The sequence below is a fragment of the Constrictibacter sp. MBR-5 genome (genome assembly GCF_040549485.1).
In the GTDB taxonomy this organism is placed as follows: Bacteria; Pseudomonadota; Alphaproteobacteria; order JAJUGE01; family JAJUGE01; genus Constrictibacter.
In genome coordinates, this window is the sequence record NZ_JBEPTK010000001.1 from 291,197 (window position 1) to 313,105 (window position 21,909).

A 21,909-nucleotide genomic window follows, 5' to 3' on the forward strand; every position below is an offset into this window, starting at 1 on the left:
CGGGCCCTAATCGCGCCGCCAGCGCTCGATTCCGTCAAAGCAAGGCCAGCGCATCGCGCAGGCGCGGCGCGGCGAAGTCGAGAAACACCCGCATCTTCGAGGGGAGCGCGCCGCGGCCGGCGTGCAGCAGGTGGATGGGCGCCGGCTCCGGCTCGAAGTCCGCCAGGACGATGCGCAGCGCCCCCGCACGGACCGTCTCCGCACACTGATAGTGCAGGACGCGGGTGGCACCCACGCCCCGGGCAGCGGCCCAGACCGCCGCCTCGGCCGTCGAGACGGAGAGGCGCGGCCGGATCGGCACGTCGACCGTCCGGCCCGTCCCGCCCGGCCGGAACGACCAGGTCGCGGCGGGCGACAGGAAGTCGAAACTGACGCAGGGCAGCCGGGCCAGGTCGCCCGGCGCCTGGGGCGTGCCGTGCGCGGCGAGCAGCGTCGGGCTGGCGCAGACGACCCGCCGCATCGTGCCGACGCGCGTCGCCACCATGCTGCTGTCGGGCAGTGCGCCGATCCGCACCGCCATGTCGACATGATCGTCGACGAAGTGGAGATTGCGGTCCGACAGCAGCAGCCGGACGTCGATTTCCGGATAGGCCGCCAGGAAATCCGTGACGACGGGCAGGATGTGCAACCGGCCGAAGAGGACGGGCGCCGTCAGGATCAGTTCGCCGCGCGGCGCCTGGAATTCGCCCGCAGCGACGCGCTCGGTCTCGTCGATCTCCTCCAGGATCCGCCGGGCCGAAGCGACGTAGGCAGTTCCCGCCTCGGTCGGCGCCACCCGCCGCGTCGTGCGGACCAGCAGCCGGGTGCCGATGTGCGCCTCGAGTTCGGCGACCTTGCGGCTGACGGTCGCCAGCGGCATGCCGAGATCCCGGCTGGCCGCCGAGAAGCCGCCCTTGTCGACCACCCGCAGCAGGATCGCCATCGCTTCGAGCCGGTCCACGATCATCCCGCCAGATGAGAAATAGCTTCCCGAACTTAGCCGATTATCCCGCACTGCGTTAGCGGCCATCTTCGCCGGCAGGACAGCCGAAGGAGGCGGACATGGCTTACGGTTTCCTCGACATCGCCGCGACGCCGAGCGTGCGGGCGGCCCAGGCGGCGATGGGCGCTGCGCGGAACTGGGAAGACTTCAAGGGCGACCGGGCATTCGACCGGCTGACACCCGACGTGTCGGCCTTCATCGCCGCCCGCGACAGCCTCTACATGGCGACGGTCTCCGAGACGGGCTGGCCCTATGTGCAGCACCGCGGTGGTCCGGCCGGCTTCCTCCACGTTCTCGACGACCGGACACTGGCCTTCGCCGACTATCGCGGCAATCGCCAGTACATCAGCGTCGGCAATCTGGCGGCGAACGACCGGGCTTCGCTGATCCTGGTGGACTATCCGGCACGAGCGCGCCTGAAGATGTATGTGCGGGTGGAGGCGGTCTCGCTCGAGGCCGATCCGGCGCTCGCCGCACGCGTCGCCGTGCCGGGCTATGCGGCCAAGGCGGAGCGGACGCTGCTGCTGCACCTGGAGGCGTTCGACTGGAACTGCCGGCAGCACATCGTGCCGCGCTTCACGCAGGCCGAGATCGCGGCGGCGGTCGCGCCGCTGCGTGACCGGCTGGCGGCACTGGAGGCGGAAAACGCCGCGCTGCGGGCGCGGCTTCCGGCCGAGGACGGCGTCGGCTGACGGCGTGCCGTCGCGGTCAGCCGCCCCAGATCCGTCCCAGCACCCGCCGCAGATTCTCGCCCAGATAGCCGCGGACATGCTCCTCGCGCCAGCCGCGCTCCAGCAGGGCCGCCGTCACCCGCGGCAGCTCGCGGTGCGAGGTGCAGTCGGAAAGGTAGCGCGCCGGGATGTCCTCGCCGAAGGCCCGGTTGAAGCGGTCGATACCCTCCCAGCGGCGCGGCGTCGCCCGCTCGAAGGCGATCTTGCGCAGGTCGCGGCCGGTCGAGAGGTCGGTGCCGAACGAGACGTGCTCGATGCCCGCAACCTCGACAAGGTATTCGAGGTTGCGGACATAGTCGGCGATCGCCGGCTTGGCGCTCGTGTCGCCGTTCCAGCACATCGGCCCGTAGATGCTGGCGCCGATGACGCCGCCCTTGGCGACCAGCGCGCGGATCAGGTCGTCCGGCTTGTTGCGGGCGAGATCGGTGACCGCGAGCGGGTTGGCGTGGGTGACCAGCACCGGCTGCTCGCTCAGTTCGATCACGTCCATCGCCGTGCGGTAGCCGACATGGCTGAGGTCGATGGCGATGCCGAGTTCGTTCATCAGCCGCACCGCGTCGCGGCCGAAGCTGGACAGGCCGGCACCTTCGTCCTCCAGGCAGCCGTCGCCCAGGAAGTTCCGATAGTTATAGGTCGGCTGCATGATCCGCAGGCCGAGCCGGTGGAAGAAGTGCAGCCGGTCGAGCCGGTCGGCGATCGGCCGCGTGTTCTGCCAGCCCATGACGAGGCCGGTCCGGCCCTCCGCCCGCGCCCGGTCGAAGTCCGCCGCGGTCTCGATGAGGCGCCAGCCGCTGTCCTTCGCGCCCAGGATGCCGTGCCACTGCGCGACCTGGGCGCAGGCCTCGGGGAAGTCGGCCTCGAAGTGACAGACGGTGACGTTGATCGCGTCGATTCCGCCCGCCTTCAGATCCTCCGTCCAGCCGTCGCAGTGATAGACCAGTCCGTCCATCACGAAAGCGTCGCGATGCAGCCGCTCCGCGTCCGTCATTTGGTCTCTATTCCCGTCGATCATTTAGGATGCGCCGTTCAGTTCTCGTTCATCGACGGAAATTAAGCTCGATCTTCACGCCGTTGGGATCGAAGAGGAACACTTGCCGGATCTTGCCGCCGGGCACGTCGCGCACTTCGTATTCGATGGCCTTGCCGGACAGTTTGGCCGCGAAGCCGTCGAAATCGTCGGCGCCGAACGCGACGTGGTCGATCGTGCCCGTTCCTTCGCCGGCACCGGCGCCGCGTTCGCCGCCGATCAGGTGGATGACCGGCTCGCCGCCGATGTAGAGCCACGCGCCCGGAAAGGCGAAGTTCGGCCGTTCGCCGAGCTCCAGGCCGATGACGTCGCGGTAGAAGGCGACCGTCTCGTCGAGACGTTCGGTGCGGATGTTCACATGGTCGAGCGAACTGATGGACATGAGCGCCCTCCTTTGCGATCGGCCCCTCTGCGACCGATGCGAGCCGTCTGCGGTCGAACCGTAGGACGAAGCGGGCGCCGGGTCCAGAAGCGGCCGGCCGCCGCCGTGACGATCGCCGGTGCCGCGGAGGATAACCGATTTGTAAGGTGTGCGACGGCGACCACCGACATAGATTCGATGTCGAGAGAGCATGTGCTCGATGGTCGCAGCTTCGTCCGGATCCATGGTCCCGACCGTACGGTAAAGAAATCGTGCGCGACGGCACTGCACGAGTTCACGGAAATGTCCGGATGAAGGTGCACCGGCTTCTTTTATGACCGGCGAGGCATGGTTTGCACGGACTTGGGGAACCCGAAGATGATTGCGAAATTCATTGACAAAACGGGGTCGCATCCGTATCTTGTCCGTGAATGTCGCGAGGGCGACATCGGTGATCCCAAGAAACCGAAGTTTCCTTAGGGGGTGCGGCGTCCGACGCCGTCGCCGCCTGAGGCGTCCGCGTCACCAATTGCGGGCGAGGACGAGGTGTTACGGGGGTAACCACTGACGTAAAGGACGAGGCGAGTTGAACATCACGACCCACATCTCAGAATCCGGCCTGTCGCACTATCTCGCGGAGGCGAAGGGGTTCCCGATGCTGGCACCGGAGCTGGAACAGCTCCTGTCGCGCGCGTGGCGTGATTCGCATGATGAATCCGCGCTTCGCCAGCTCGTGGGCAGCCATCTTCGCCTCGTCGTCAAGATCGCCCGCGGCTACAGCGGATACGGTCTCCCTGTCGAAGACCTCATCGCCGAAGGTAATGTCGGCCTGATGCAGGCGGCGGAGAAGTTCGATCCCGATCGCGGCTTTCGCTTCGCGACCTATGCGATGTGGTGGATCCGCGCCGCGATCCAGGAATACATCCTGCGTTCCTGGTCGCTCGTGAAGATGGGAACGACCGCGGCCCAGAAGAAGCTTTTCTTCAACCTGCGCAAGCTGAAGGCGCGCATGCAGGAGCTGGAGAGCGGCGACCTGTCGCCGGAGACGGTGGCGACCATCGCGACCGAGCTCGACGTCCCGCAGACGGACGTGATCGAGATGAACCGCCGCCTCGGCGCGTCGGACAGCTCGCTCAACGTCACGATCGGCGCCGACGGCGACACGGAGTGGATGGAGCTGCTCGGCGACGACCGCCCGAGCCAGGAGACGCTTCTGGCCGATGCGGACGAGCTGTCGCTGCGCCGCCGGCTGCTGACGAAGGCGCTGGAAGGCCTGACCGACCGCGAGCGCAAGATCGTCCTGGAGCGGCGCCTGCGCGAGGAGCCGATGACCCTGGAGGCGCTGAGCCACCAGTTCAACGTCTCGCGCGAGCGCGTGCGCCAGATCGAGGTGCGGGCGATGGAGAAGCTGCGCAAGGCGGTGCTCAACGCCGCCCGCGCCCTGCGCGCCGAGCCGCAGCAGATCCTCGCCGCGGCGTAAACGTCGCCGATCATCGGTGAAGACGCGACCGCCGGGCGAAAGCCCGGCGGTTTGCGTTTGGGGGCCGAGGGGTCACCCCCTAAACGTACCTTCCCGGACAAGCGCGCAGCGCGGCGATCCGGGACCGAGGGCCCGCGCCGAGGCCGACGGTCAGAGAGCGTCCAGGCGGCCCGGTGGGTCCCGGTTCTGCGCCGCCTGCGGCGGCTTGTCCGGGAAAGCACCGAGGTGGGCCGGCCGCCCCTACCCCCACGAAACGGAATGAAACACCCTCACCCCGCCCGCGCCGCTCCTCTGACGAAGGCCTGCACGGCCGCCAGGTCGTTCGGCAGCGGCGTCGCGCGCTCCTCGCGCTGCAGCAGGTCGGCGAGGCGCTTCGGCAGTTCCGGGCGGATGCCGCAGGCGCGCTGCACGGCGTCCGGGAATTTCGCCGGATGCGCCGTCGCCAGCGCCACGGTCGGCACGCCGGCGATGCGGTGCTCGCGCGCCGCCGCCACGCCGATGGCGCTGTGCGGGTCGAGCAGTTCGCCGGTCTCCGCCTGCTCGGCGGCGATCACCTCCAGCGTGCCGACGTCATCGATGCCGGTCGACTTGATCAGGTCGGCCGCCGCACGCCAGCGGTTCTCGCCGACGCCCAGCCTGCCCGTCTCGCGGAAGGCCGTCATCGCCTCCGCCGTCGCCCGCCCGTCGCGGTCGTAGAGGTCGAACAGCAGCCGCTCGAAATTGCTCGATACCTGGATGTCCATGCTGGGCGACAGCGTCGGCTTCACCGGCCGGACGCTCATATCGTCGGCGCCGAAGAAGCGCGCCAGGATGTCGTTCTCGTTGGTGCCGATGGCGAAGCCGGCGATCGGCAGGCCCATCTGCCGCGCCAGATAGCCCGCATAGACGTTGCCGAAATTGCCGGTCGGCACGGCGAACGCCACTTCGCGTTCCGGCGCGCCGAGCTGGACCGCGGCGTACACGTAATAGGCCGCCTGGGCCATGATCCGCGCCCAGTTGATCGAGTTCACCGCCGACAGCCGCATCTCGTCGCGGAAGGCGGCGTCGTTGAACATCGCCTTCACCAGGTCCTGGCAGTCGTCGAACGTGCCCTCGATGGCGACGTTGTGGACGTTGGGCGACAGGACGGTGGTCATCTGCCGGCGCTGCACCTCGGACACACGGCCCTTCGGGTGCAGGATGACGATGTCGATGGACGCCCGGTCGCGGCAGGCCTCGATCGCCGCGGCACCGGTGTCGCCGGAGGTGGCGCCGACGATCGTCACCCGCTCCCCCCGCTTCGTCAGCACATGGTCGAACAGCCGGCCGAGCAGCTGCAGCGCCACGTCCTTGAACGCCAGGGTCGGGCCGTGGAACAGCTCGAGCAGCCACAGGTCGCTGTCGAGCTGGCGCAGCGGCGTCACGGCGCGGTGGCCGAACCCCTCATAGGCGTCGGCGACGAGGCCGGCGAAATCGTCCTCGGCGATCTCGCCGCCCAGGAAAGGCAGCATCACCCGCGTCGCGACCTCGGCATAGGGCCGCCCGCGCAGGTCGCGGATGTCGTCGTGGCTCAGCGTCGGCACCGTCTCCGGCACGTAGAGGCCGCCGTCGCGCGCCAACCCCGCCAGCAGGACGTCGGCGAATCCCAGGACCGGGGCCGCGCCCCGCGTGCTCACATAACGCAAGATCGTCACTCCGCTGCCGGTCTGGCCGCTGCCGCGCTGGGCAGGTCGCGGCGGTAGCACGGGCGGCCGGGGAGCGCAACGGAGCGCGGGTGACCTGCGCCTAGGCCGCCGCCATCTCCCGGTCGATCGCCAGGGCACCCGCCTTCACCCGCGGGATCAGCTCGCGCCCGAAATCCTCGACGTCGGCGACGGGATCAAAGCCGCGGATCAGGAAGGAGGCGACGCCCAGCCGGTAGTAGCGCAGCATCGCCTCGGCCACCTGCTCCGCCGTGCCGACCAGACAGGAGGTGTTGCCCTTCGCGCCGGTCGCCTGCGCCACCGCCATCCACAGCCGCTCGTCGTGCACCTCGCCGCGCGCCGCCAGTTCGAGCAGGCGCTCGGCGCTGCGGTCCTGGCCCTTGCCCGGCGTGCCGGAGCCTTCCATGTCGGCGAGGATGCGCCGCGCCCGGTCCCACGCCTCGCCCTCGGTGGCGCCCAGGATCGGCCGGAAGGAGATGTTGAAGCGCGGCCGCTTGCCATGGATGGCGGCGCGGGTGCGGAAGTCGTCGATGCGCTCGGCGGTCTCCTTCAGCGGCTCGCCGAAGAGCGCGTAGACGTCGCAATGCTCCGCCCCCATGGCGAGCGCGCCGTCCGACGACCCGCCGAAGAACAGCGGCGGATAGGGCCGCTGCAGCGGCTTCACCGCCGTGAAGCCGGCGTTGATGCGGTAGTGGTCGCCCGCATGGTCGAACGGCGCCGCCTCGGTCCACAGCCGCCGCATCACGTGCAGATATTCGGCGGCGCGGGCGTAGCGGGCGTCCTTGGTCAGGAAGTCGCCCTCGCTCTCCTGCTCCTTGTCGCTGACCCCGGCGATGATGTGCAGCGACAGCCGCCCGTCGGACAGGTGGTCGAACGTCGCCGCCGCGCGCGCCGCGAGCGTCGGCGCGACGATGCCCGGCCGGTGCGCGATCAGGTAGCGCAGGGTCTTGGTATGCGCCGCGGCGTGCGAGGCGACCGTGAAGCCCTCGGCCGAACTGGAATAATAGCCGACCAGCACCTCGTCGAACCCGGCCGCCTCGTGCGCCTGCGCGAACGTCCGCAGGAACGGCGCCGACACCGCGCCCGCGATGACGTGCAGCGTGTTCCCCTGCGGCGGCGCCACGCCGATCATGCCGAGAATGCGGACGGGCATGGAATGCTCCTGGAGGACGGTTGCGGTTGCCGCGATGCTGTCCGGACAAGGCGGGGGCGTCAAGGCGGGGGCGTCGAGGCGAGGCCGGCGCGCCCTCGCTCACGTCCCTCTCCCGCCGCGCCGCGGCGAAACCGCCAAGCCGAGGAACACCATCACCGCCTGGTTGAGCCGCACCACGTCCTCGTCGTCCAGACGGCCGACGCGCACGCCGATCTTCGACCTGGGGACGGTGGTGATCTTGTCGACCATCAGACGGCACGCCGAGCGCAGTCCGTTGCGCGCGTTCGGCTCCACGGGCAGACGGAACAGGGGCGCTTCGGTCGGGTCCGTCGTGAAGGCGCAAACGGTGATCGAATCCGTCGCGTCGAAACTGTCGTCCTGCACGATGACCACCGGACGCGGCTTACCGGCGTAATCCTTGCCGCCGGAGACGGTCCAGATGTCGCCGCGCCTCATTCATCGTCCCAGTCTATAAAGTCGGCCGGCAAGGCGTCCGACACGGCGTCGATGAACGCCTGATCCTCCGCTGCGTGCGGGCTGCCGGCGACCGCGAGCGACTGGCGATGTGCCTCCGCCCGGAAGGCGGGCGCACGCACGTCCGGCACCCATATCTGAATCGGCCGCAGCCCCTGGGCGCGCAGACGCTCGCGATGGTTCTGCACCTTGTCCCGGGAAGGCTTGGGCCTGGATGATGATGCCATGATCATTCTCCCCGCCGATGGTTACATGTAACCTATCACGGTTTAGGGGCGGTGGCCAAGGCCGCAGGTCGCGAGGCCTCGATAACAAACCCTCATCCGAATTGCGAGGCGCGCAGCGCCGCGGCGATCCAGGAGCCGGCTCACCGGCGCCGATGCGCGCGCCATGGATCGCTTCGCCTTTGGCTCACGATGACGGCTGAGTTCAAAGCTCCTCGGCGAAGAAGTCCTCGTCCAGGCGCTTGAACTCGATGGCGCGGCTCAATCGCACGCCGACGCCATGCTCGATCATCAGGTCGGCCAGCCGCTGCCCTTCGATCAGGATCACCCGCTGCGAGAGGTGGCGGACGAAGTCGACAGCCTGAGGACTGAACGAGGACGTCGTGACGAAGACACCCTTGGTCGCACCCAGCCCGACGAGGCTGCCGACAAAGGCCTGCACGTCGGGGCGACCGACCGTATTGCCGGACGCATACCGCTTCGCCTGCACGTAGACGCGGTCGAGGCCGAGCCGATCCTCGTTGATCACGCCGTCGACACCACCATCCCCGGAACGTCCGAGTTGGGCGGCGGCGTTCCGGTGCGATCCGCCATATCCCATGGCGACGAGCAGAGCGACGATGACCTGCTCGAAGAACGCGGGACTGTTCTGGGCGATCCGTTCGAGCAGCTCCGTTCGAAGCGCCGACTGCACCGCCTGATAGGCCGCCTCGATCTGCTCCTCGGGCGTATCGCCGTCGAGGCGGGAAGGCGACGGATCGTCCGTCGGCGGAACAGAAGGCGCGACTGCCTGGCCGCTGCCCTTGTAGAAGGCTCGGAAGTCCGGATAGTCGAGCAGCCGGTTTACGTCGATCCTTTCGGGGTTCTGCGCCAGAAGTGTCTTGCCCGCGTCGGTCGCGATGAAGCGCCCGCGCCCCGGTGCCGTCAGCAGACCGGCCTTCGACATGTAGAACTTGGCCCAGTGAATCCGATTGTGCAGAATTCGCTGCCGCCCACTCGGGAGCATTGCCTCCCGCTCCTGTGCCGTCAGGTGGAACCCGTCGGCGATCTGATCGACGACGTCCCCCACCCGGCGCTCCCGTTCGGCAGCGAGCCTGAGCACCGGCAGCATCAATGTCTGGTAGTCCGGAATTGCCACCCTGTCCGCTCCTGCCGCCTGCTTTCGCCGTCAGAGTATGGGTATGACCCTGTCGTTTCACCCTGGTAAGCGACCGAAGCGACTGGCAAGGAGTCCATCACGATGATCCTGATCGTTGAAGCCGGCGGACAGATCCTTCTACCGGACGAACTGCTCGAACACCTCGGTGTCAAAGCGGGCGGCGAAATCAGTGTCGCATTGCAGGCCCAGGGCCGGATCGTGCTGAGATCGGCCGAACGCACCGCCAGCATCAAGGACTTCTTCGGATGTCTCGACAATGAAGACGGGCCGTCGTTGAGCCTCGAAGAGATCGAGACGGCCACCCGACAAGGGTGGGCGGGCGAGCGGTAGCGGACCCTACTGCGACACGGAACCGAACAGATGAATGCGCTCGAACCCACCGACCGCGGCACCTCCCATCACCTTCACTCGACCCTGCGCGAGCGCATCGTCGAACATGTGTTCGTCGGCGAGACCCTGCGGCGCATGTGGCAGCGCGGGGTCACCGACGTGGAGGTGCTGCGCTCGGAGTTCGACGTCCTGGAACGCCTGTTCGGACCGATCCACGACGCGACGGCTCAGGTCAACTCGACGCCCGTCGCTTCGCCGACCACCCCAAGCGTGGCCGTCATCTCGTAACCCGCCCGCCTCAGCGCCGCGACGCACGCCTCCGCCTGCTCCGCCGGCACCCCCGCGAGCAGCCCGCCCGCCGTCTGCGGGTCGAACAGCAGCAGGTAGCGCGAGTGTCGCCGGGCAGTGGCGGGATCGGTCAGGCCGCTCTCCGCCCGCGCATTCGCCGTGTGCAGGGAACTCAGCAGCCCCTGCCCCGCCGTCTCCTCCGCGCCGTCCAGCACCGGCAAGGCGTCGAGCCGGAGCGTCGCACCGACGCCGGAGGCCTTGGTCATCTCCAGCAGGTGGCCGAGCAGGCCGAAGCCGGTCACGTCGGTGCAGGCCGTCGCGCCGTGCGCCTGCAGGATGGCGGCGGCTTCGCGGTTGGGCCGGAGCATCGCGGCGATGGCGGCTTCGATCCAGCGGCGCTTCGCGCGGCCCCGCATCTCCGCGGCGAACAGGGTGCCGGTGCCGAGCGGCTTGGTCAGGATCAGCGCGTCGCCGGGGCGCAGGCCGGACTTGCGCATCAGGCGGGCCGGGTCGGCGAGGCCGTTGACGGCGAACCCCAGGGCCATCTCCGCGCCCTCGCCCGTGTGGCCGCCCGCCAGCGTGCAGCCGGCCTCCTCCAGGGTGCGGGCGGCACCGGACATGAGCTGGAACAGCTGCTCCTCGACCTGCGCCTCGGGACCGTAGGGCACGGTGACGATCGCCAGGGCCGACTGCGGCTCGGCGCCCATGGCGTAGACGTCGCCCAGCGCATGGTTGGCGGCGATCCGGCCGAACAGGTAGGGGTCGTCCAGGATGGCGCGGAAATGGTCCACCGTCTGGACCAGCACCTTGCCCGGCGGCACCGCGATCACCGCCGCATCGTCGGGCGCATCGAGCCCGACCAGCACGTCGTCGCGAACGACCGGCTTCAGCCCACTCAGGGTGCGCGCCAGCAGGTTGGCACCGACCTTGGCACCGCAGCCGCCGCAGCGCATGGCGGCTTCGGCCAGCATCGCCCGGGCGGCGGCGTCGGCGACGGCGGGCACCGGCGGCTCCGGCTGTTCCATTGCCGGCAGGGCGGCGAAACGGCGCATGAAGCGGCGGTCGATCCGGTCTTTCCAATGCCAGACCCAGCCGCCCTCCACCGACCAGCCGTCGCGCAACCAACCGCGCCGGAAGGCCACCGCATGCCGGTCGCCGGTGCCGACGATGCCGAGGAAGGCACGCTGCGGCCGGTAGCGGCGCAGGCCGTGGCCCTCGAAAGCACGGCGCAGATTGTCGGCCAGCGGCCGGCCCTGGCGGACCGCGAATACGCCGGACTTCGGCCGCGGATGCGCCACCATGGCGGCGATGTCGCCGACGGCGAAGAGGCGTGCGTCGGAGACGGAGCGCAGGGTCTCGTCGACCTGGACGAAGCCGCGGTCGTCGAGGGCGAGCCCGGTCTCGCGCAGCCACGGAGCGGCGGCGGCGGCCGTCACCCAGAGTGCGGCGTCGACCGGATGGGCCGTGCCGTCGTCGGTCGTCACCGCGTCGGCGGCCACTGCGGTAACCGCTCTGTCGTGAACGGCCACGTCCCGCTCGGCAAGAATTCGGCCGAGCCGTTGCCGCGCACCGGCGGGATGGGTCGGCACGATGCCGCCGGTCCCGGCGAAGAGCGCGAAGCCGAGCCGGTCCGGGTCGTCGCCCTGCGCCAGCAGCGCGCGCAGGCGGTGGCGCACCGACAGCAGCAGTTCGACCCCGCCGGCACCGCCGCCGACTACGGCCACGCGGAACGGCCCGGCGCTCGCCTGCACCCGCGTGACCAGCCCCGCCCATTTCTCGAGGAAGCGGCCGATCGGCTTCACCGGGATGGCGTGCTCGGCCGCACCGGGCACGCCGAGGTCGGGGGTCGAGCCGATGTCGAGCGAGACGAGGTCGTAGCGTACCGGCGGGCGCCCGGCGCAGAGCACCCGGCCCGCGGCGCGGTCGAGGCCCACCGCCTCGTCGCGATAGAGCCGCGCGCCGGCGAAGCGGCAGAGGGGCCCCAGGTCGATATGCGCGTCGTCGAAGCCGTAATGGCCGGCGATCATGCCGGGCAGCATGCCGGAATAGGGCGTGTGCACCTCGCGGCAGATGACGGTGATCCGCACGCCGGGCAGCGGCTTCATGCCGAAGCGGCGCAGCACGGCGACATGCGCGTGGCCGCCGCCGACCAGGACGAGATCTTTCAGGACCGGTACGTCAGGTTTCCGCACGCGCTGCCTCCGACCGCCTCGATAGCGGCTGCGGCGGACGGGGGCAATGCGGGTTAGGCTTCGACGGCCGGTGCGCCCGCGCTGGGTTGCCGGGTCTTCGCCCGGCAACGACAATGGAGGTGACGGGGACGACGGGACGAACCATGCGCGCGATCGGGTTGATGAGCGGCACGTCGATGGACGGCATCGACGTGGCGCTGCTGGAGACGGACGGCGAGCGGGTGCAGGCGTTCGGGCCGCGCACCACCCTGCCCTACGCGCCCGGCCTGCGCGCCGCACTCGGCGATCTGGTCGGCGACGCGCAGCGCGCCGAGCACGACCCGGCGGGGGATCTGGTCGCGGCCCTGACCGACGCCCATGCCGACGCGGTGCGGGGCCTGCTGGCCGAGAGCGGCGTGGCGGCGGCGGATGTCGACGTGATCGGCTTCCACGGCCATACGGTGCTGCACCGGCCGGAGCGGCGCCTGACGCGCCAGATCGGCGACGGCGCGCGGCTGGCCGCCGCGACCGGCGTCGACGTGGTCTGCGACCTGCGCGCCGCCGACGTCGCGGCGGGCGGCCAGGGCGCGCCGCTGGCGCCGCTGTTCCACCGGGCGCTGGCGGCCGGACTGGTGCAGCCGCTGGCCGTGCTGAACCTGGGCGGCGTCGGCAACGTCACCTGGCTCGACGGCGCGCGGGTGGTCGCCTTCGACACCGGCCCGGGCAACGCGCTGATCGACGACTGGGTGCGGCGGCACACGGGCGAGGCCTGCGACCGCGACGGCCGGCTCGCGGCGGCCGGCACGGCCCAGGCGCGCCCGCTGCAGCGGCTGCTCGACAACGGTTATTTCGGCCGCCCCCCGCCCAAGTCGCTCGACCGCAACGACTTCTCCGGCGACGCCGTCTTCGGCCTGAGCGTCGAGGATGGTGCGGCCACCCTGACCGCCTTCACGGTCGCCAGCGTCGCGCGCGCCCTGCGCCACCTGCCCGCCCCGCCGAAGCGCTGGCTGGTCACCGGCGGCGGGCGGCACAACCCGGTCCTGATGCAGATGCTCGCCGACGACCTCGCCGTCCCGGTCGATCCGGTCGAGGCCGTCGGCTGGGACGGCGACGCGATCGAGGCCCAGGCCTTCGCCTTCCTCGCCGTCCGCTCCCTGCGCGGCCTGCCGCTCAGCCTGCCGTCGACGACCGGTGTGCCGGCGCCGACGACGGGCGGCGTGCTGCACCGGGCGCCGCGATAGAGACCGGATCAGTCGCGAGCGCCGAATTTGCGTCGGCCGCGCCAGGGGCGGGTGTCGGGATAGCCGCTGACCGCCCAGGCGCCGTCGACCAGCAGGCTGGCGCCCGAGACGTAGGAGGCGTCGTCGCTCGCCAGGTAGAGGGCGGGTCCGGCGATCTCCTCGGGCTGGGCGGCGCGGCCGAGCGGGATGCGCTCCTTGAAGGCGGCGAGCGCCTGCTCGTTCTCGAAGTGGCGGCGGGTCAGCGGCGTCTGGACGAGGCCGGGCAGGATCGCGTTCACGCGGATGCCGTCCTCGGCCAGTTCGAGGGCGGCGTTCTTCGTCAGCATCTCGACGCCCGCCTTGGCGCTGGCATAGGCGGCCCCGGCGTGCATCGGCACGTGGGCGTTGAGCGAGGCGATGGTGACGATCGCGCCCCCGGCCCCGTCGGCGCTGCCCTGGGCTATCATTTGCCGCGCGGCGTGCTTGACGGTGAACATCACGCCCTTCAGGCACAGGTCGACGGTGAAGTCCCAGTCCTCTTCCGGCATGTCGACGATGTGCGCCGGGCGCGAGGCGCCGGCGACCGCGAAGGCGCAGTGGACGGCGCCGAACCGCTCGGCGCACCGCTCGAACAGGTCGGCGACATCCGCCTCGCGCGTGACGTCGGCCTGGAGCGCCAGGACATCGGTGCCCCACTCGTCCTCCAGGGCGCGCAGCCTGTCGGCATCGAGGTCGCACAGCGCGACCTGGCCGCCCTCCAGCAGGAAGCGGCGCACGATCGCGAGGCCGATACCGGAGGCCCCGCCGGTGACCACGGCGACCTTCCCGTCGAACCGTCCCGTCATCATCTACCTGCCTCCTCCGCTGTGTCGCCGCGATCCCGTCTGGTCGCGATCTTCTCTGCTCGCGCGCTTCTCAGGCCGGCAGCGCCGGGTCGATCAGCACCTTCAGATGGTCGTTGGGCGTGCGCAGCTCCTCGAAGACGCGCGGCAGGTCGGCGAAGCCGATGACCGACGAGACGAGGCTGGCGCCGTCGATGCGGCCGGCGCGCATATGGCCGACCACGCGGTCGAAATCCTCGGCCGTGTAGGCCAGGACCCAGCGCACCGCGAGTTCCTTCTTCAGCGCGGCGCGCGGGATCATCCGGTCCTCGGTCATGCAGACGCCGACCACCACCACGCGGCCGCGCGGGCCCGACAGCTCGATGCACTGCTGCAGCAGGCCGGACTTGCCGACGCAGTCGAAGATCACGTCCGGCCCGCGGCCGGCAGCGGCGGCGAACTGTCTCGCGAGGTCGCCGGCGGCTGGGTCGAGCACCGGGTCGACGCCGGCACCCGCGGCGCGCCGGCGGCGTCCGGCGGCAGGCTCGCTGATGGCGACATGGGCGGCACCGTCGAGCCGCGCCATGATCGCGACGGCGACGCCGATCGGCCCGGCGCCGAGGACCAGGACCCGGCTACCCTCGACCGGTCCGGCCGCCGCGACCGCGTGCGCGCCCACGGCGAGTGGCTCCAGCAGGGCGCCGTCGCGCAGCGAGACGCCGTCCGGCAGGCGGATCGCCTGCGCGGCGCGCACCGTCGCATATTCGGCATAGCCGCCCGGCGCCGGGCCGAACAGGCCGGTGAAGCGGCTGTTCGGGCAGAGGGCGCCCAGGCCGTCGCGGCATACGCCCTCCGACGCGCAGTCGTCGCAGGCGCGGATCGGGTTGACCGCGATCCGGTCGCCGGCGCGGAAGTCCGCCGAGCCCGACGCGACCACCTCGCCGGAGAATTCGTGGCCGAGGGTGGCGCCGAGGGCGAGGCCGTAGCTCTCGGTGTCGGTCGCGTGGAGGTCGGAGCCGCAGATGCCGCAATAGGCGACCTTCAGCAGCAGCTCGCCGGGCCCGGCTTCCGGCATGTCCCGCGCGGCGATCGCGAGCGGTTTGCCGACGCCCCGGAAGACCGCCGCCCTCATCTCTCGCGCCATCCGTCCTCCCTCCGCCGGCTGTCCAGGATCTCCGTCCTGCGTACCCGTGCGGAATGTCCCTACCGCGACACCGGCATGTTGAACTCCGCACCACTGCGGATGCCGGTCGGCCAGCGCGAGCTGACGGTCTTCAGCTTGGTGAAGAAGCGCACGCCGTCCGGCCCGTGCACGTGCAGGTCGCCGTAGAGCGAGGCCTTCCAGCCGCCGAAGCTGTGGAAGGCCATCGGTACCGGGATCGGCACGTTGACGCCGACCATGCCGGCGGCGACGCGGCTGGAGAATTCGCGCGCGGCGTCGCCGTCGCGGGTGAAGATGGCCGCACCGTTGCCGAACTTGTGCGCGTTGGTCAGGTTCAGCGCCGTCTCGAAGTCCGGCACGCGGACCACCGAGAGGACGGGGCCGAAGATCTCCTCGCGGTAGATCTTCATCTCCGGCGTCACGTCGTCGAACAGGCAGCCGCCGAGCCAGTTGCCGCCCTCGTAGCCCTGGAGCTTCAGGCCCCGGCCGTCGACCACCAGCTTCGCACCCTCGCGCACGCCCTCGTCGACATAGGCCGACACCTTGTCGCGATGCTCGCGCGTCACGAGCGGCCCCATCTCGGAGGCCGGATCGCCGCCCGGACCGACTTTCAGCCCCTGGACGCGCGGCACCAGCCGGTCGATCAGCGCATCGCCGGCGCCGCCGACGGCGACCGCCACCGAGACGGCCATGCAGCGCTCGCCGGCCGAGCCGTAGGCCGCACCCATCAGCCCGTCGACGGCGAGGTCGAGGTCGGCGTCGGGCATCACGACCATGTGGTTCTTGGCGCCGGCCAGCGCCTGGACGCGCTTACCGTGCGCCGTGCCGGTCGTGTAGACGTAGCGCGCGACGGGTTCGGAGCCGACGAAGCTGATCGAGGCGACGCGCGGGTCGGAGAGCAGCGCGTCGACCGCCTCGCGGCCGCCGTTGACGACGTTCAGCACCCCGTCGGGCACGCCCGCCTCCTTGGCCAGCTCGGCGATGCGCAGCATGGCCGACGGCACCTTCTCCGACGGCTTCATCACGAAGGTGTTGCCGCAGGCGAGCGCCACCGGGATGGTCCAGAGCGGCACCATGACGGGGAAGTTGAAGGGCGCGATGGCGCCGCAGACGCCCAGCGGCTGGCGCATCGACCAGCTGTCGATGGATGTCCCGACATTCTCGCTGAACTCGCCCTTCAGCAAATGCGGGATGCCGCAGGCGAACTCGACCACCTCGATGCCGCGGGTGATCGAGCCGCGCGCGTCCTCGCGCACCTTGCCGTGCTCGGACACGACCAGGTCGATCAGTTCCTCGACATGCCGCTCCAGCAGGTCCTTGAACCTGAACATGACCCGCGCCCGGCGCAGCGGCGTCTGCGCCGCCCACGCCGGAAACGCCGCCTCGGCCGCCGCGATGGCGGCCGCCATGTCCGACGCCGACGCCATCGGCACCCGCTTCGTCACCTCGCCGGTGGCGGGGTCGAAAACGTCGCCGAACTGCCCGGAAGCACCCGCCGTCCGGGCACCGTTGACGAAGTGGTGGAGTGTCTCGGGCATCGGAACCTCTGCGGCTAGACGTGTTCTTGTTCGTTGAGCGTAGGGACCGGAACGCCCCGCCCTTCGAGACTGGCCTTCGGCCCTCCTCAGGACGAGGCGTTCCTATTGGTGCATTCCGGAACCCCGTGCTGAGGAGCCGCCGAAGGCGGCGTCTCGAAGCACGAGGGGTGACAGCTCAAGCGACCTTGGCGAGCTTCTTCTGGTCGACCATGGCGGCGGTGTCGTCGAGGGCCTTGCCGAAGCGGCTCAGCATCTCGTCGATCTCGGCCGCGGTGATGATCAGCGGCGGGCAGAAGGCGAGGCTGTCGCCCATGCCGCGGGTGATCAGGCCGTGCTCCTGCGCCCGGTCCTGGCAGAAGGCGCCGATGCCGTCCTTCGGGTCGAACGACTCGTGCGTCGCCTTGTCCTTGACCAGTTCGATCGCGCCGATCAGGCCGATGCCGCGTACCTCGCCGACCAGCGGATGGCCGGCGAACTTGCGCATGCCGTCCTGCAGGCGGCCGGAGATCGAGGCGATGTGGCCGAGGATGTCGCGCTCCTCGTAGATCTTCAGCGTCTCCAGCGCCACCGCCGCGGCGGCCGGATGGCCGCTGTAGGTGAAGCCGTGGCCGAGTACGCCGACCTCGCCCGACTGTTTGGAGATGCCGTCGAACACCTCCTGGCTCATCATCACGCCGGAAATCGGCAGGTAGGCCGACGAGAGCGCCTTCGCGACCGTCATGAAGTCCGGCTTCAGGTCGTAGGTCTCGGTGGCGAACATCTTGCCCGTCCGGCCGAAGCCGCAGATCACCTCGTCGGCGACGAAGAGCACGTCGTACTTCTTCAGGACCGCCTGGACCTTCTCGAAATAGGTCTTCGGCGGGGTGATGACGCCGCCGGCACCCATGATCGGCTCGGCGAAAAAGGCGGCGACCGTGTCCGGCCCCTCCTCCAGGATCATCTTCTCCAGGCTGTCCGCCATGCGCGTGGCGAACTCTTCCTCGCTCTCGCCGTCCTTGCCGAAGCGGTAATAGTGCGGGCAGTCGGTGTGGAGGATGCCCGGCATCGGCAGGTCGAAGGCCTTGTGCATGTGCGGCAGGCCGGAGAGGCTGGCCGCGGCCAGCGTCGTGCCGTGATAGCCCTTGATCCGCGCGATGACCTTCTTCTTCTGCGGCCGGCCGAGCGCGTTGTTGTAGTACCAGATCAGCTTCAGGATCGTGTCGTTCGCCTCGGAACCCGAATTGGCGAAGAAGACCTTCGACATGCCTGCGGGCGCGATCGACAGCAGCTTCTCGGCGAGGTCGATGCCGACATGGTGCCCCATGCCGCGGAACTGGTGATAGTAGGGCAGCTGGCGCATCTGGCGCGCGGCGGCCTCGACCAGCCGCTCCTCGCCGAAACCGAGCGAGGTGCACCAGAGGCCGGCGAGGCCCTCGATATATTCCTTGCCGGTGTCGTCGTAGACGTAGATGCCCTTGCCGCCGGTCACCACGGTCGGCTCGATCTCCAGATGACGCTTCAGGTTCGTCATCGGGTGCATCAGGTATGCCTTGTCGCGGCTCGCCGCGGAATTGCCTGCCGTATCCACCGCCAATACTCCCCTGCCGTACCGCTGAAGCAGGGACTGTATACCCTTCAGGCGGAGGCCGGCAAACGCGTCGTCTCGTCGGTCACGGCGCGCTCCAGCTGCGACGCGGTCAGGCCGCGGACGAGCCGCAGGTCGACCCGGCGCAGGTCGGCGCCGTCGAGATGCGCGCCGTGCAGGTTGACGTCGTGCAGGTCGGCCTCGGCCAGCACCGCGCCGGTCAGGATCGCACCCTCCAGGTCGACGCCCGAGAACTCAGCGCCGCGCAGGTTGGCACCGGCGAGATCGACGTTCCTCATGCTGGCGCCGATGCAGACCGCCCGGCCGAAATCGGCGCCGGTGCACTTGGCGCCGTCGAGCCGCGCCTGATACAGGCGCGCCGCCTCGAGCCGCGCGTCCTTCAGGACGGCACGCGTCAGGTCGGCGCGGCGCAGATTGGTGCGCCGGAGGTCGGCGCCCGTCAGGTCGGCGCCGATCAGGCTCGCCTTCTCGAAGTCGCCGCCGACGAAATAGACCTGCGTGAGGCGCGCGCCGTCGAGGATCACCTTGGCGAAGCAGGCGGCTTCCATATTGGCCTTATGCAGGTCGGCGCCACCCATCTGCGCCTTGCGGCAGTTGGCCTCCTCCAGGTCGGCCTTGCGCAGACAGGCGCCGGACAGGTCGGCCTTCTCCAGGTTCGCGCAGATCAGCACGGCCTTGGACAGGTTGGCCTTGCGCAGGAGGGCCCCGTCCAGATCCGCCCTGAAGAAATAGGTGTGGGAGAGCCGCGCATCGCACAGGTCAACCTGGGCTGCGATGGCGCGGCTCAGATTGGCCCAGCGGAGGTCGGCCCCCGGAAGCTGGACACCGCGGAGATCCAGCCCCCGGAGCTGCACCGGTCCTGGCGGCGGCGTCCCGGTTGCCGACAGCGCTAGAAGCCAGGCGCGATGCTTGTCGACCGCTGCCGCGAGGTCAGCGGCACTGATCGCCTGGGGCGGCGTGCGAGCGGTCCCGGTAACGACGATGGCCATGGCTGCCTCCGTAGCGGACGGCTCCCGCATCGGCGCGGGTGGCGCATCGTTATCCCAACGTCGCCGCCCGCGTCCACCCCGAGAAGGGACGCGGGCGTGATGTCGGCTACAACTCAGCCGGTGAACTGCATGATCGCGAGCGTGATACCGACCGAGAACGTGACGATGATGGCGATCACGGCGGCACCGCCGGCCATCTCGCTGTTTGCGAGCACGGGCTTCGCCACGCCGTTGCGGGCGCGCGCCCAGTTCAGGAGATAGAAGCTCGCGACGATGAAGACGATCCCGAGGACGAGATACATTGGAGCGCCTGCGTGTCCGGTTGATGATGAGTGCGGGGAAACGTGTGTTTCTTGATCACGGCGGGGCCCCGGGGCCGGCAAGGCCGGCCTCGGGGCTTCCCTCGTGCGTCAGACGTTGGAGACGCGGAGCGCCGCTGACCTGCGGGCGAGCCAGCAGACGCCGAGGCCGCACGCCATCGCCACGAACGACGCTACCGTAAGCTGGTAGAACCCGAGTCCGCCGGTCCCAGGAGGAGCGGCCATCGCCACCCCGCCCAGCATCACCAGCGCACGGCCAAAGATGCCGAGGGGTCCCGATCCCAGCGTGCCGAAGCCGATCAGGTAGTCCTGAAGGGCAGCGGCGATGAAGAGGACCCCGATGACCGCCGTCGTCGCGACGAGGATGATTTCGTCGAGCGGGGCGTTCAGCATCAAGGCCGAGTTGTAGATGAAGAAGAAGGGCACGAAGTACAGGATCACGCCGAACTTCATCGACTCGATGCCCGAGCGCCACTGCGGCGCCTGCGCGAGGCCCGCGGCGATGGTCGACGCGATCGCGACCGGCGGTGTGATGAACGAGATCGTGCCCCAGTAGAGCAGGAACATGTGCACGGCCATGCGGTCGAGGCCGGCCTTTTCCAGCGCCGGGGCCAGGATGACCGCCAGGAAGATGTAGCAGGCCGTGGTCGTCAGCCCGAGACCCAGGATGAAGCTGGTGATCGCGCCCATGATCAGTAGCAGCAGCGTGCTGCCGCCGGCGATGAAGACGAGGTCGTTGGTCAGGGTGCCGACCATGCCGGTGACGGTAAGGCCGCCGATGACGAGGCCGATCGGTGCCAGGAATCCGGCGAGTTCGACGAAGAGCAGGCCGCAGCCATAGACGAACTTGCCGAAGCCGGCCGCATTCATCCGATATTTGGACGAGAACTGGTTGATCACCAGCAGGATGAGCGTCGCGTAGAACGGCGCGGTCTGTTCGCGCTGCAGGAACAGCAGCATCCACAGAAGCACGCCGAAGGCGGCGCAGTAGTACCAGCCGTCCTTCAGCGTCTGCCAGAGGCCGGGCAGTTCCGAACGCTTCATGCCGGTCAGCTTGTGCTTGGCGGCATAGGCGTCGATCTGCATGAACAGGCCGAGATAGTAGAGGATCGACGGCAGCGCCGCGGCGATCGCCACCTCGGCATAGGAGACGCCGAGGAACGAGGCCATGACGAAGGCCGTGGCGCCCATCACGGGCGGCATCAGCGCGCCGCCCGTGGAGGCGCAGGCCTCGATCGCCGCGGCATGAGTCGGGGCGAATCCGGCCTTCTTCATGGCCGGAATGGTCATCGAGCCGGTGGTGAGCACGTTGGAGGCGACGCTGCCGCTCATCGAACCGAACAGGGCGGAGGCGAAGATTGCGACCTTGGCGGAGCCGCCACGGACGTGACCGAGCAGCGCGAAGGCGATGTTGATGAAGAACACGCCGGCGCCGGTGTACTGCATGGCGACGCCGAAGATGAGGAAGCCGAAGACCAGCAGCGCGAGCGCCTGGAACGGCGGGCCGAGCAGGCTCTCGACGCTCATCATGTGGAAGCCGGCGGTCGTCCAGAAATCCTGGTTCACGCCGCCGAGCGGGTCCGGGATCAGGTGCGCGAACACCGGATAGAGCGACGGGATCAGCGCCATCCAGAAGACGACGGGACCGCCGGTCCGGCGCCCCGCCTCGAGCAGCAGCGGCCACAGCAGGACGCTGGCCACGATCGCATGGGTCGGCGCCCGGTATTCCCACGCCTCCTCGAGAATGCGGTCCGCGAAGTAGACGAAGTAGCAGAGCAGGAGGAAGGTCACGACCGCGGCGGCGATGTCGTACCATGGCACCCTGTCCTCGCTGCGGTTCTCGCGCAGCGGGAAGACGATGAAGACGAACGGCAGCAGGATCGCCGCGATCATGTAGAGGTAACGGTTGTCGATCAGGACGTAGTCGACGAACAGACCCAGATTGAACATCTGGTTGATCGCCAGGAAGGTCGCGACGATCGCTACCGCCTGGAACATCCTGGTCCAGACGGGACCGATCTTCCGATAGCGGCGCAGCTCCTCCTCGCCGGCCATCTCCAGCGTCTCGGCAACGCTGGGCAGTATCTGTCCCGTATCGGGATCGATGCGCGGGGCATCGGCCGGAGACGACTTCACGGGCGTACTCATATCTCGGTGCTCCTCCAGCCACGGCGACCGCTGCGGCGTTGCTTCGTCCTGCGCGCGACGTCTC

At 69.6% G+C, this 21,909-nt stretch carries 21 protein-coding genes and 1 pseudogene; 5 read left to right on the forward strand and 17 right to left on the reverse strand.

Annotated elements, in window-relative coordinates; translation table 11 throughout:
* Nucleotides 1–34 precede the first annotated feature (34 nt).
* On the reverse strand, nucleotides 35–940 hold the full coding sequence (locus ABIE65_RS01360) for a LysR family transcriptional regulator (protein ID WP_354075029.1): 906 nt from the start codon (nucleotides 938–940) through the stop codon (nucleotides 35–37).
* Between the two features lie 101 nt (nucleotides 941–1,041).
* Here ABIE65_RS01360 and ABIE65_RS01365 point away from each other — a divergent pair, with 101 nt between their 5' ends.
* Nucleotides 1,042–1,674: a pyridoxamine 5'-phosphate oxidase family protein gene (locus ABIE65_RS01365; RefSeq protein ID WP_354075030.1), complete on the forward strand. Its 633-nt coding sequence runs from the start codon at nucleotides 1,042–1,044 to the stop codon at nucleotides 1,672–1,674.
* A gap of 16 nt (nucleotides 1,675–1,690) precedes the next feature.
* Here the strand turns inward: ABIE65_RS01365 and ABIE65_RS01370 are convergent, their stop codons facing one another.
* Both ABIE65_RS01370 and ABIE65_RS01375 read right to left on the reverse strand, forming a co-directional pair.
* On the reverse strand, nucleotides 1,691–2,701 hold the full coding sequence (locus ABIE65_RS01370; RefSeq protein WP_354075032.1) for a dipeptidase: 1,011 nt from the start codon (nucleotides 2,699–2,701) through the stop codon (nucleotides 1,691–1,693).
* Between the two features lie 49 nt (nucleotides 2,702–2,750).
* A complete protein-coding gene (locus tag ABIE65_RS01375; protein WP_354075033.1) occupies nucleotides 2,751–3,122 on the reverse strand; it encodes a VOC family protein in 372 nt (123 codons plus the stop codon).
* A gap of 565 nt (nucleotides 3,123–3,687) precedes the next feature.
* On the opposite strand from ABIE65_RS01375, the gene rpoH reads away from it, so the two are divergent.
* Nucleotides 3,688–4,581 (forward strand): RNA polymerase sigma factor RpoH, encoded by an 894-nt coding sequence (rpoH, locus tag ABIE65_RS01380; protein ID WP_354075034.1) that lies wholly within the window; start codon nucleotides 3,688–3,690, stop codon nucleotides 4,579–4,581.
* Nucleotides 4,582–4,850: 269 nt separating this feature from the next.
* On the opposite strand, the gene thrC is transcribed toward rpoH, so the two are convergent.
* The 5 genes from thrC to ABIE65_RS01405 all read right to left on the reverse strand — a co-directional run bounded on the left by thrC (nucleotide 4,851) and on the right by ABIE65_RS01405 (nucleotide 9,252).
* Nucleotides 4,851–6,245 carry a threonine synthase gene (thrC, locus tag ABIE65_RS01385; protein WP_354075035.1) on the reverse strand — a complete coding sequence of 465 codons (1,395 nt, stop codon included), beginning with the start codon at nucleotides 6,243–6,245 and terminating at the stop codon, nucleotides 4,851–4,853.
* Nucleotides 6,246–6,345: 100 nt separating this feature from the next.
* Nucleotides 6,346–7,416, reverse strand: coding sequence for an LLM class flavin-dependent oxidoreductase (locus ABIE65_RS01390; RefSeq protein ID WP_354075036.1), 1,071 nt, complete (start codon nucleotides 7,414–7,416; stop codon nucleotides 6,346–6,348).
* A gap of 99 nt (nucleotides 7,417–7,515) precedes the next feature.
* Entirely contained in the window at nucleotides 7,516–7,872 is a 357-nt protein-coding gene (locus ABIE65_RS01395; RefSeq protein ID WP_354075037.1) for a type II toxin-antitoxin system PemK/MazF family toxin, read from the reverse strand.
* A complete protein-coding gene (locus ABIE65_RS01400) occupies nucleotides 7,869–8,117 on the reverse strand; it encodes an antitoxin MazE family protein (RefSeq protein ID WP_354075038.1) in 249 nt (82 codons plus the stop codon). Before ABIE65_RS01400 ends, ABIE65_RS01395 begins: the two co-directional genes overlap by 4 nt.
* A 202-nt stretch (nucleotides 8,118–8,319) precedes the next feature.
* Nucleotides 8,320–9,252, reverse strand: a complete 933-nt coding sequence (locus tag ABIE65_RS01405; protein WP_354075039.1) for a restriction endonuclease — start codon at nucleotides 9,250–9,252, stop codon at nucleotides 8,320–8,322.
* Nucleotides 9,253–9,354: 102 nt separating this feature from the next.
* On the opposite strand from ABIE65_RS01405, the gene ABIE65_RS01410 reads away from it, so the two are divergent.
* Together ABIE65_RS01410 and ABIE65_RS01415 are read left to right on the forward strand one after the other, a co-directional pair.
* Nucleotides 9,355–9,603: a hypothetical protein gene (locus tag ABIE65_RS01410; protein WP_354075040.1), complete on the forward strand. Its 249-nt coding sequence runs from the start codon at nucleotides 9,355–9,357 to the stop codon at nucleotides 9,601–9,603.
* A gap of 30 nt (nucleotides 9,604–9,633) precedes the next feature.
* Nucleotides 9,634–9,891, forward strand: coding sequence for a hypothetical protein (locus ABIE65_RS01415; protein WP_354075042.1), 258 nt, complete (start codon nucleotides 9,634–9,636; stop codon nucleotides 9,889–9,891).
* Here the strand turns inward: ABIE65_RS01415 and selD are convergent.
* Complete coding sequence (selD, locus tag ABIE65_RS27835) at nucleotides 9,831–10,943, reverse strand: selenide, water dikinase SelD (protein WP_502918500.1); 1,113 nt, start codon at nucleotides 10,941–10,943, stop codon at nucleotides 9,831–9,833. The genes ABIE65_RS01415 and selD overlap by 61 nt on opposite strands.
* Nucleotides 10,944–12,083 (reverse strand): annotated as a pseudogene (locus tag ABIE65_RS27840) (FAD-dependent oxidoreductase); the annotation flags it as partial.
* 143 nt (nucleotides 12,084–12,226) lie between these two features.
* Here ABIE65_RS27840 and ABIE65_RS01425 point away from each other — a divergent pair.
* Nucleotides 12,227–13,303, forward strand: a complete 1,077-nt coding sequence (locus ABIE65_RS01425; RefSeq protein WP_502918489.1) for an anhydro-N-acetylmuramic acid kinase — start codon at nucleotides 12,227–12,229, stop codon at nucleotides 13,301–13,303.
* An 8-nt stretch (nucleotides 13,304–13,311) separates the two neighbouring features.
* Here the strand turns inward: ABIE65_RS01425 and ABIE65_RS01430 are convergent, their stop codons facing one another.
* From ABIE65_RS01430 to ABIE65_RS01460, 7 genes are all read right to left on the reverse strand, one after another.
* On the reverse strand, nucleotides 13,312–14,130 hold the full coding sequence (locus ABIE65_RS01430) for an SDR family NAD(P)-dependent oxidoreductase (protein WP_354075046.1): 819 nt from the start codon (nucleotides 14,128–14,130) through the stop codon (nucleotides 13,312–13,314).
* Between the two features lie 67 nt (nucleotides 14,131–14,197).
* Nucleotides 14,198–15,247, reverse strand: coding sequence for an alcohol dehydrogenase catalytic domain-containing protein (locus tag ABIE65_RS01435; RefSeq protein WP_354075047.1), 1,050 nt, complete (start codon nucleotides 15,245–15,247; stop codon nucleotides 14,198–14,200).
* A 59-nt stretch (nucleotides 15,248–15,306) separates the two neighbouring features.
* A complete protein-coding gene (locus ABIE65_RS01440) occupies nucleotides 15,307–16,803 on the reverse strand; it encodes a CoA-acylating methylmalonate-semialdehyde dehydrogenase (RefSeq protein WP_354075048.1) in 1,497 nt (498 codons plus the stop codon).
* A 175-nt stretch (nucleotides 16,804–16,978) separates the two neighbouring features.
* A complete protein-coding gene (locus tag ABIE65_RS01445) occupies nucleotides 16,979–18,376 on the reverse strand; it encodes an aspartate aminotransferase family protein (RefSeq protein WP_502918490.1) in 1,398 nt (465 codons plus the stop codon).
* Between the two features lie 41 nt (nucleotides 18,377–18,417).
* Nucleotides 18,418–19,377 carry a pentapeptide repeat-containing protein gene (locus tag ABIE65_RS01450; RefSeq protein WP_354075051.1) on the reverse strand — a complete coding sequence of 320 codons (960 nt, stop codon included), beginning with the start codon at nucleotides 19,375–19,377 and terminating at the stop codon, nucleotides 18,418–18,420.
* Between the two features lie 113 nt (nucleotides 19,378–19,490).
* Nucleotides 19,491–19,679, reverse strand: a complete 189-nt coding sequence (locus ABIE65_RS01455; RefSeq protein ID WP_354075053.1) for a hypothetical protein — start codon at nucleotides 19,677–19,679, stop codon at nucleotides 19,491–19,493.
* Nucleotides 19,680–19,787: 108 nt separating this feature from the next.
* The gene (locus ABIE65_RS01460; RefSeq protein WP_354075054.1) at nucleotides 19,788–21,845 is read right to left on the reverse strand and encodes a TRAP transporter permease; all 2,058 of its coding nucleotides are present in this window, start codon (nucleotides 21,843–21,845) and stop codon (nucleotides 19,788–19,790) included.
* Nucleotides 21,846–21,909: the final 64 nt, after the last annotated feature.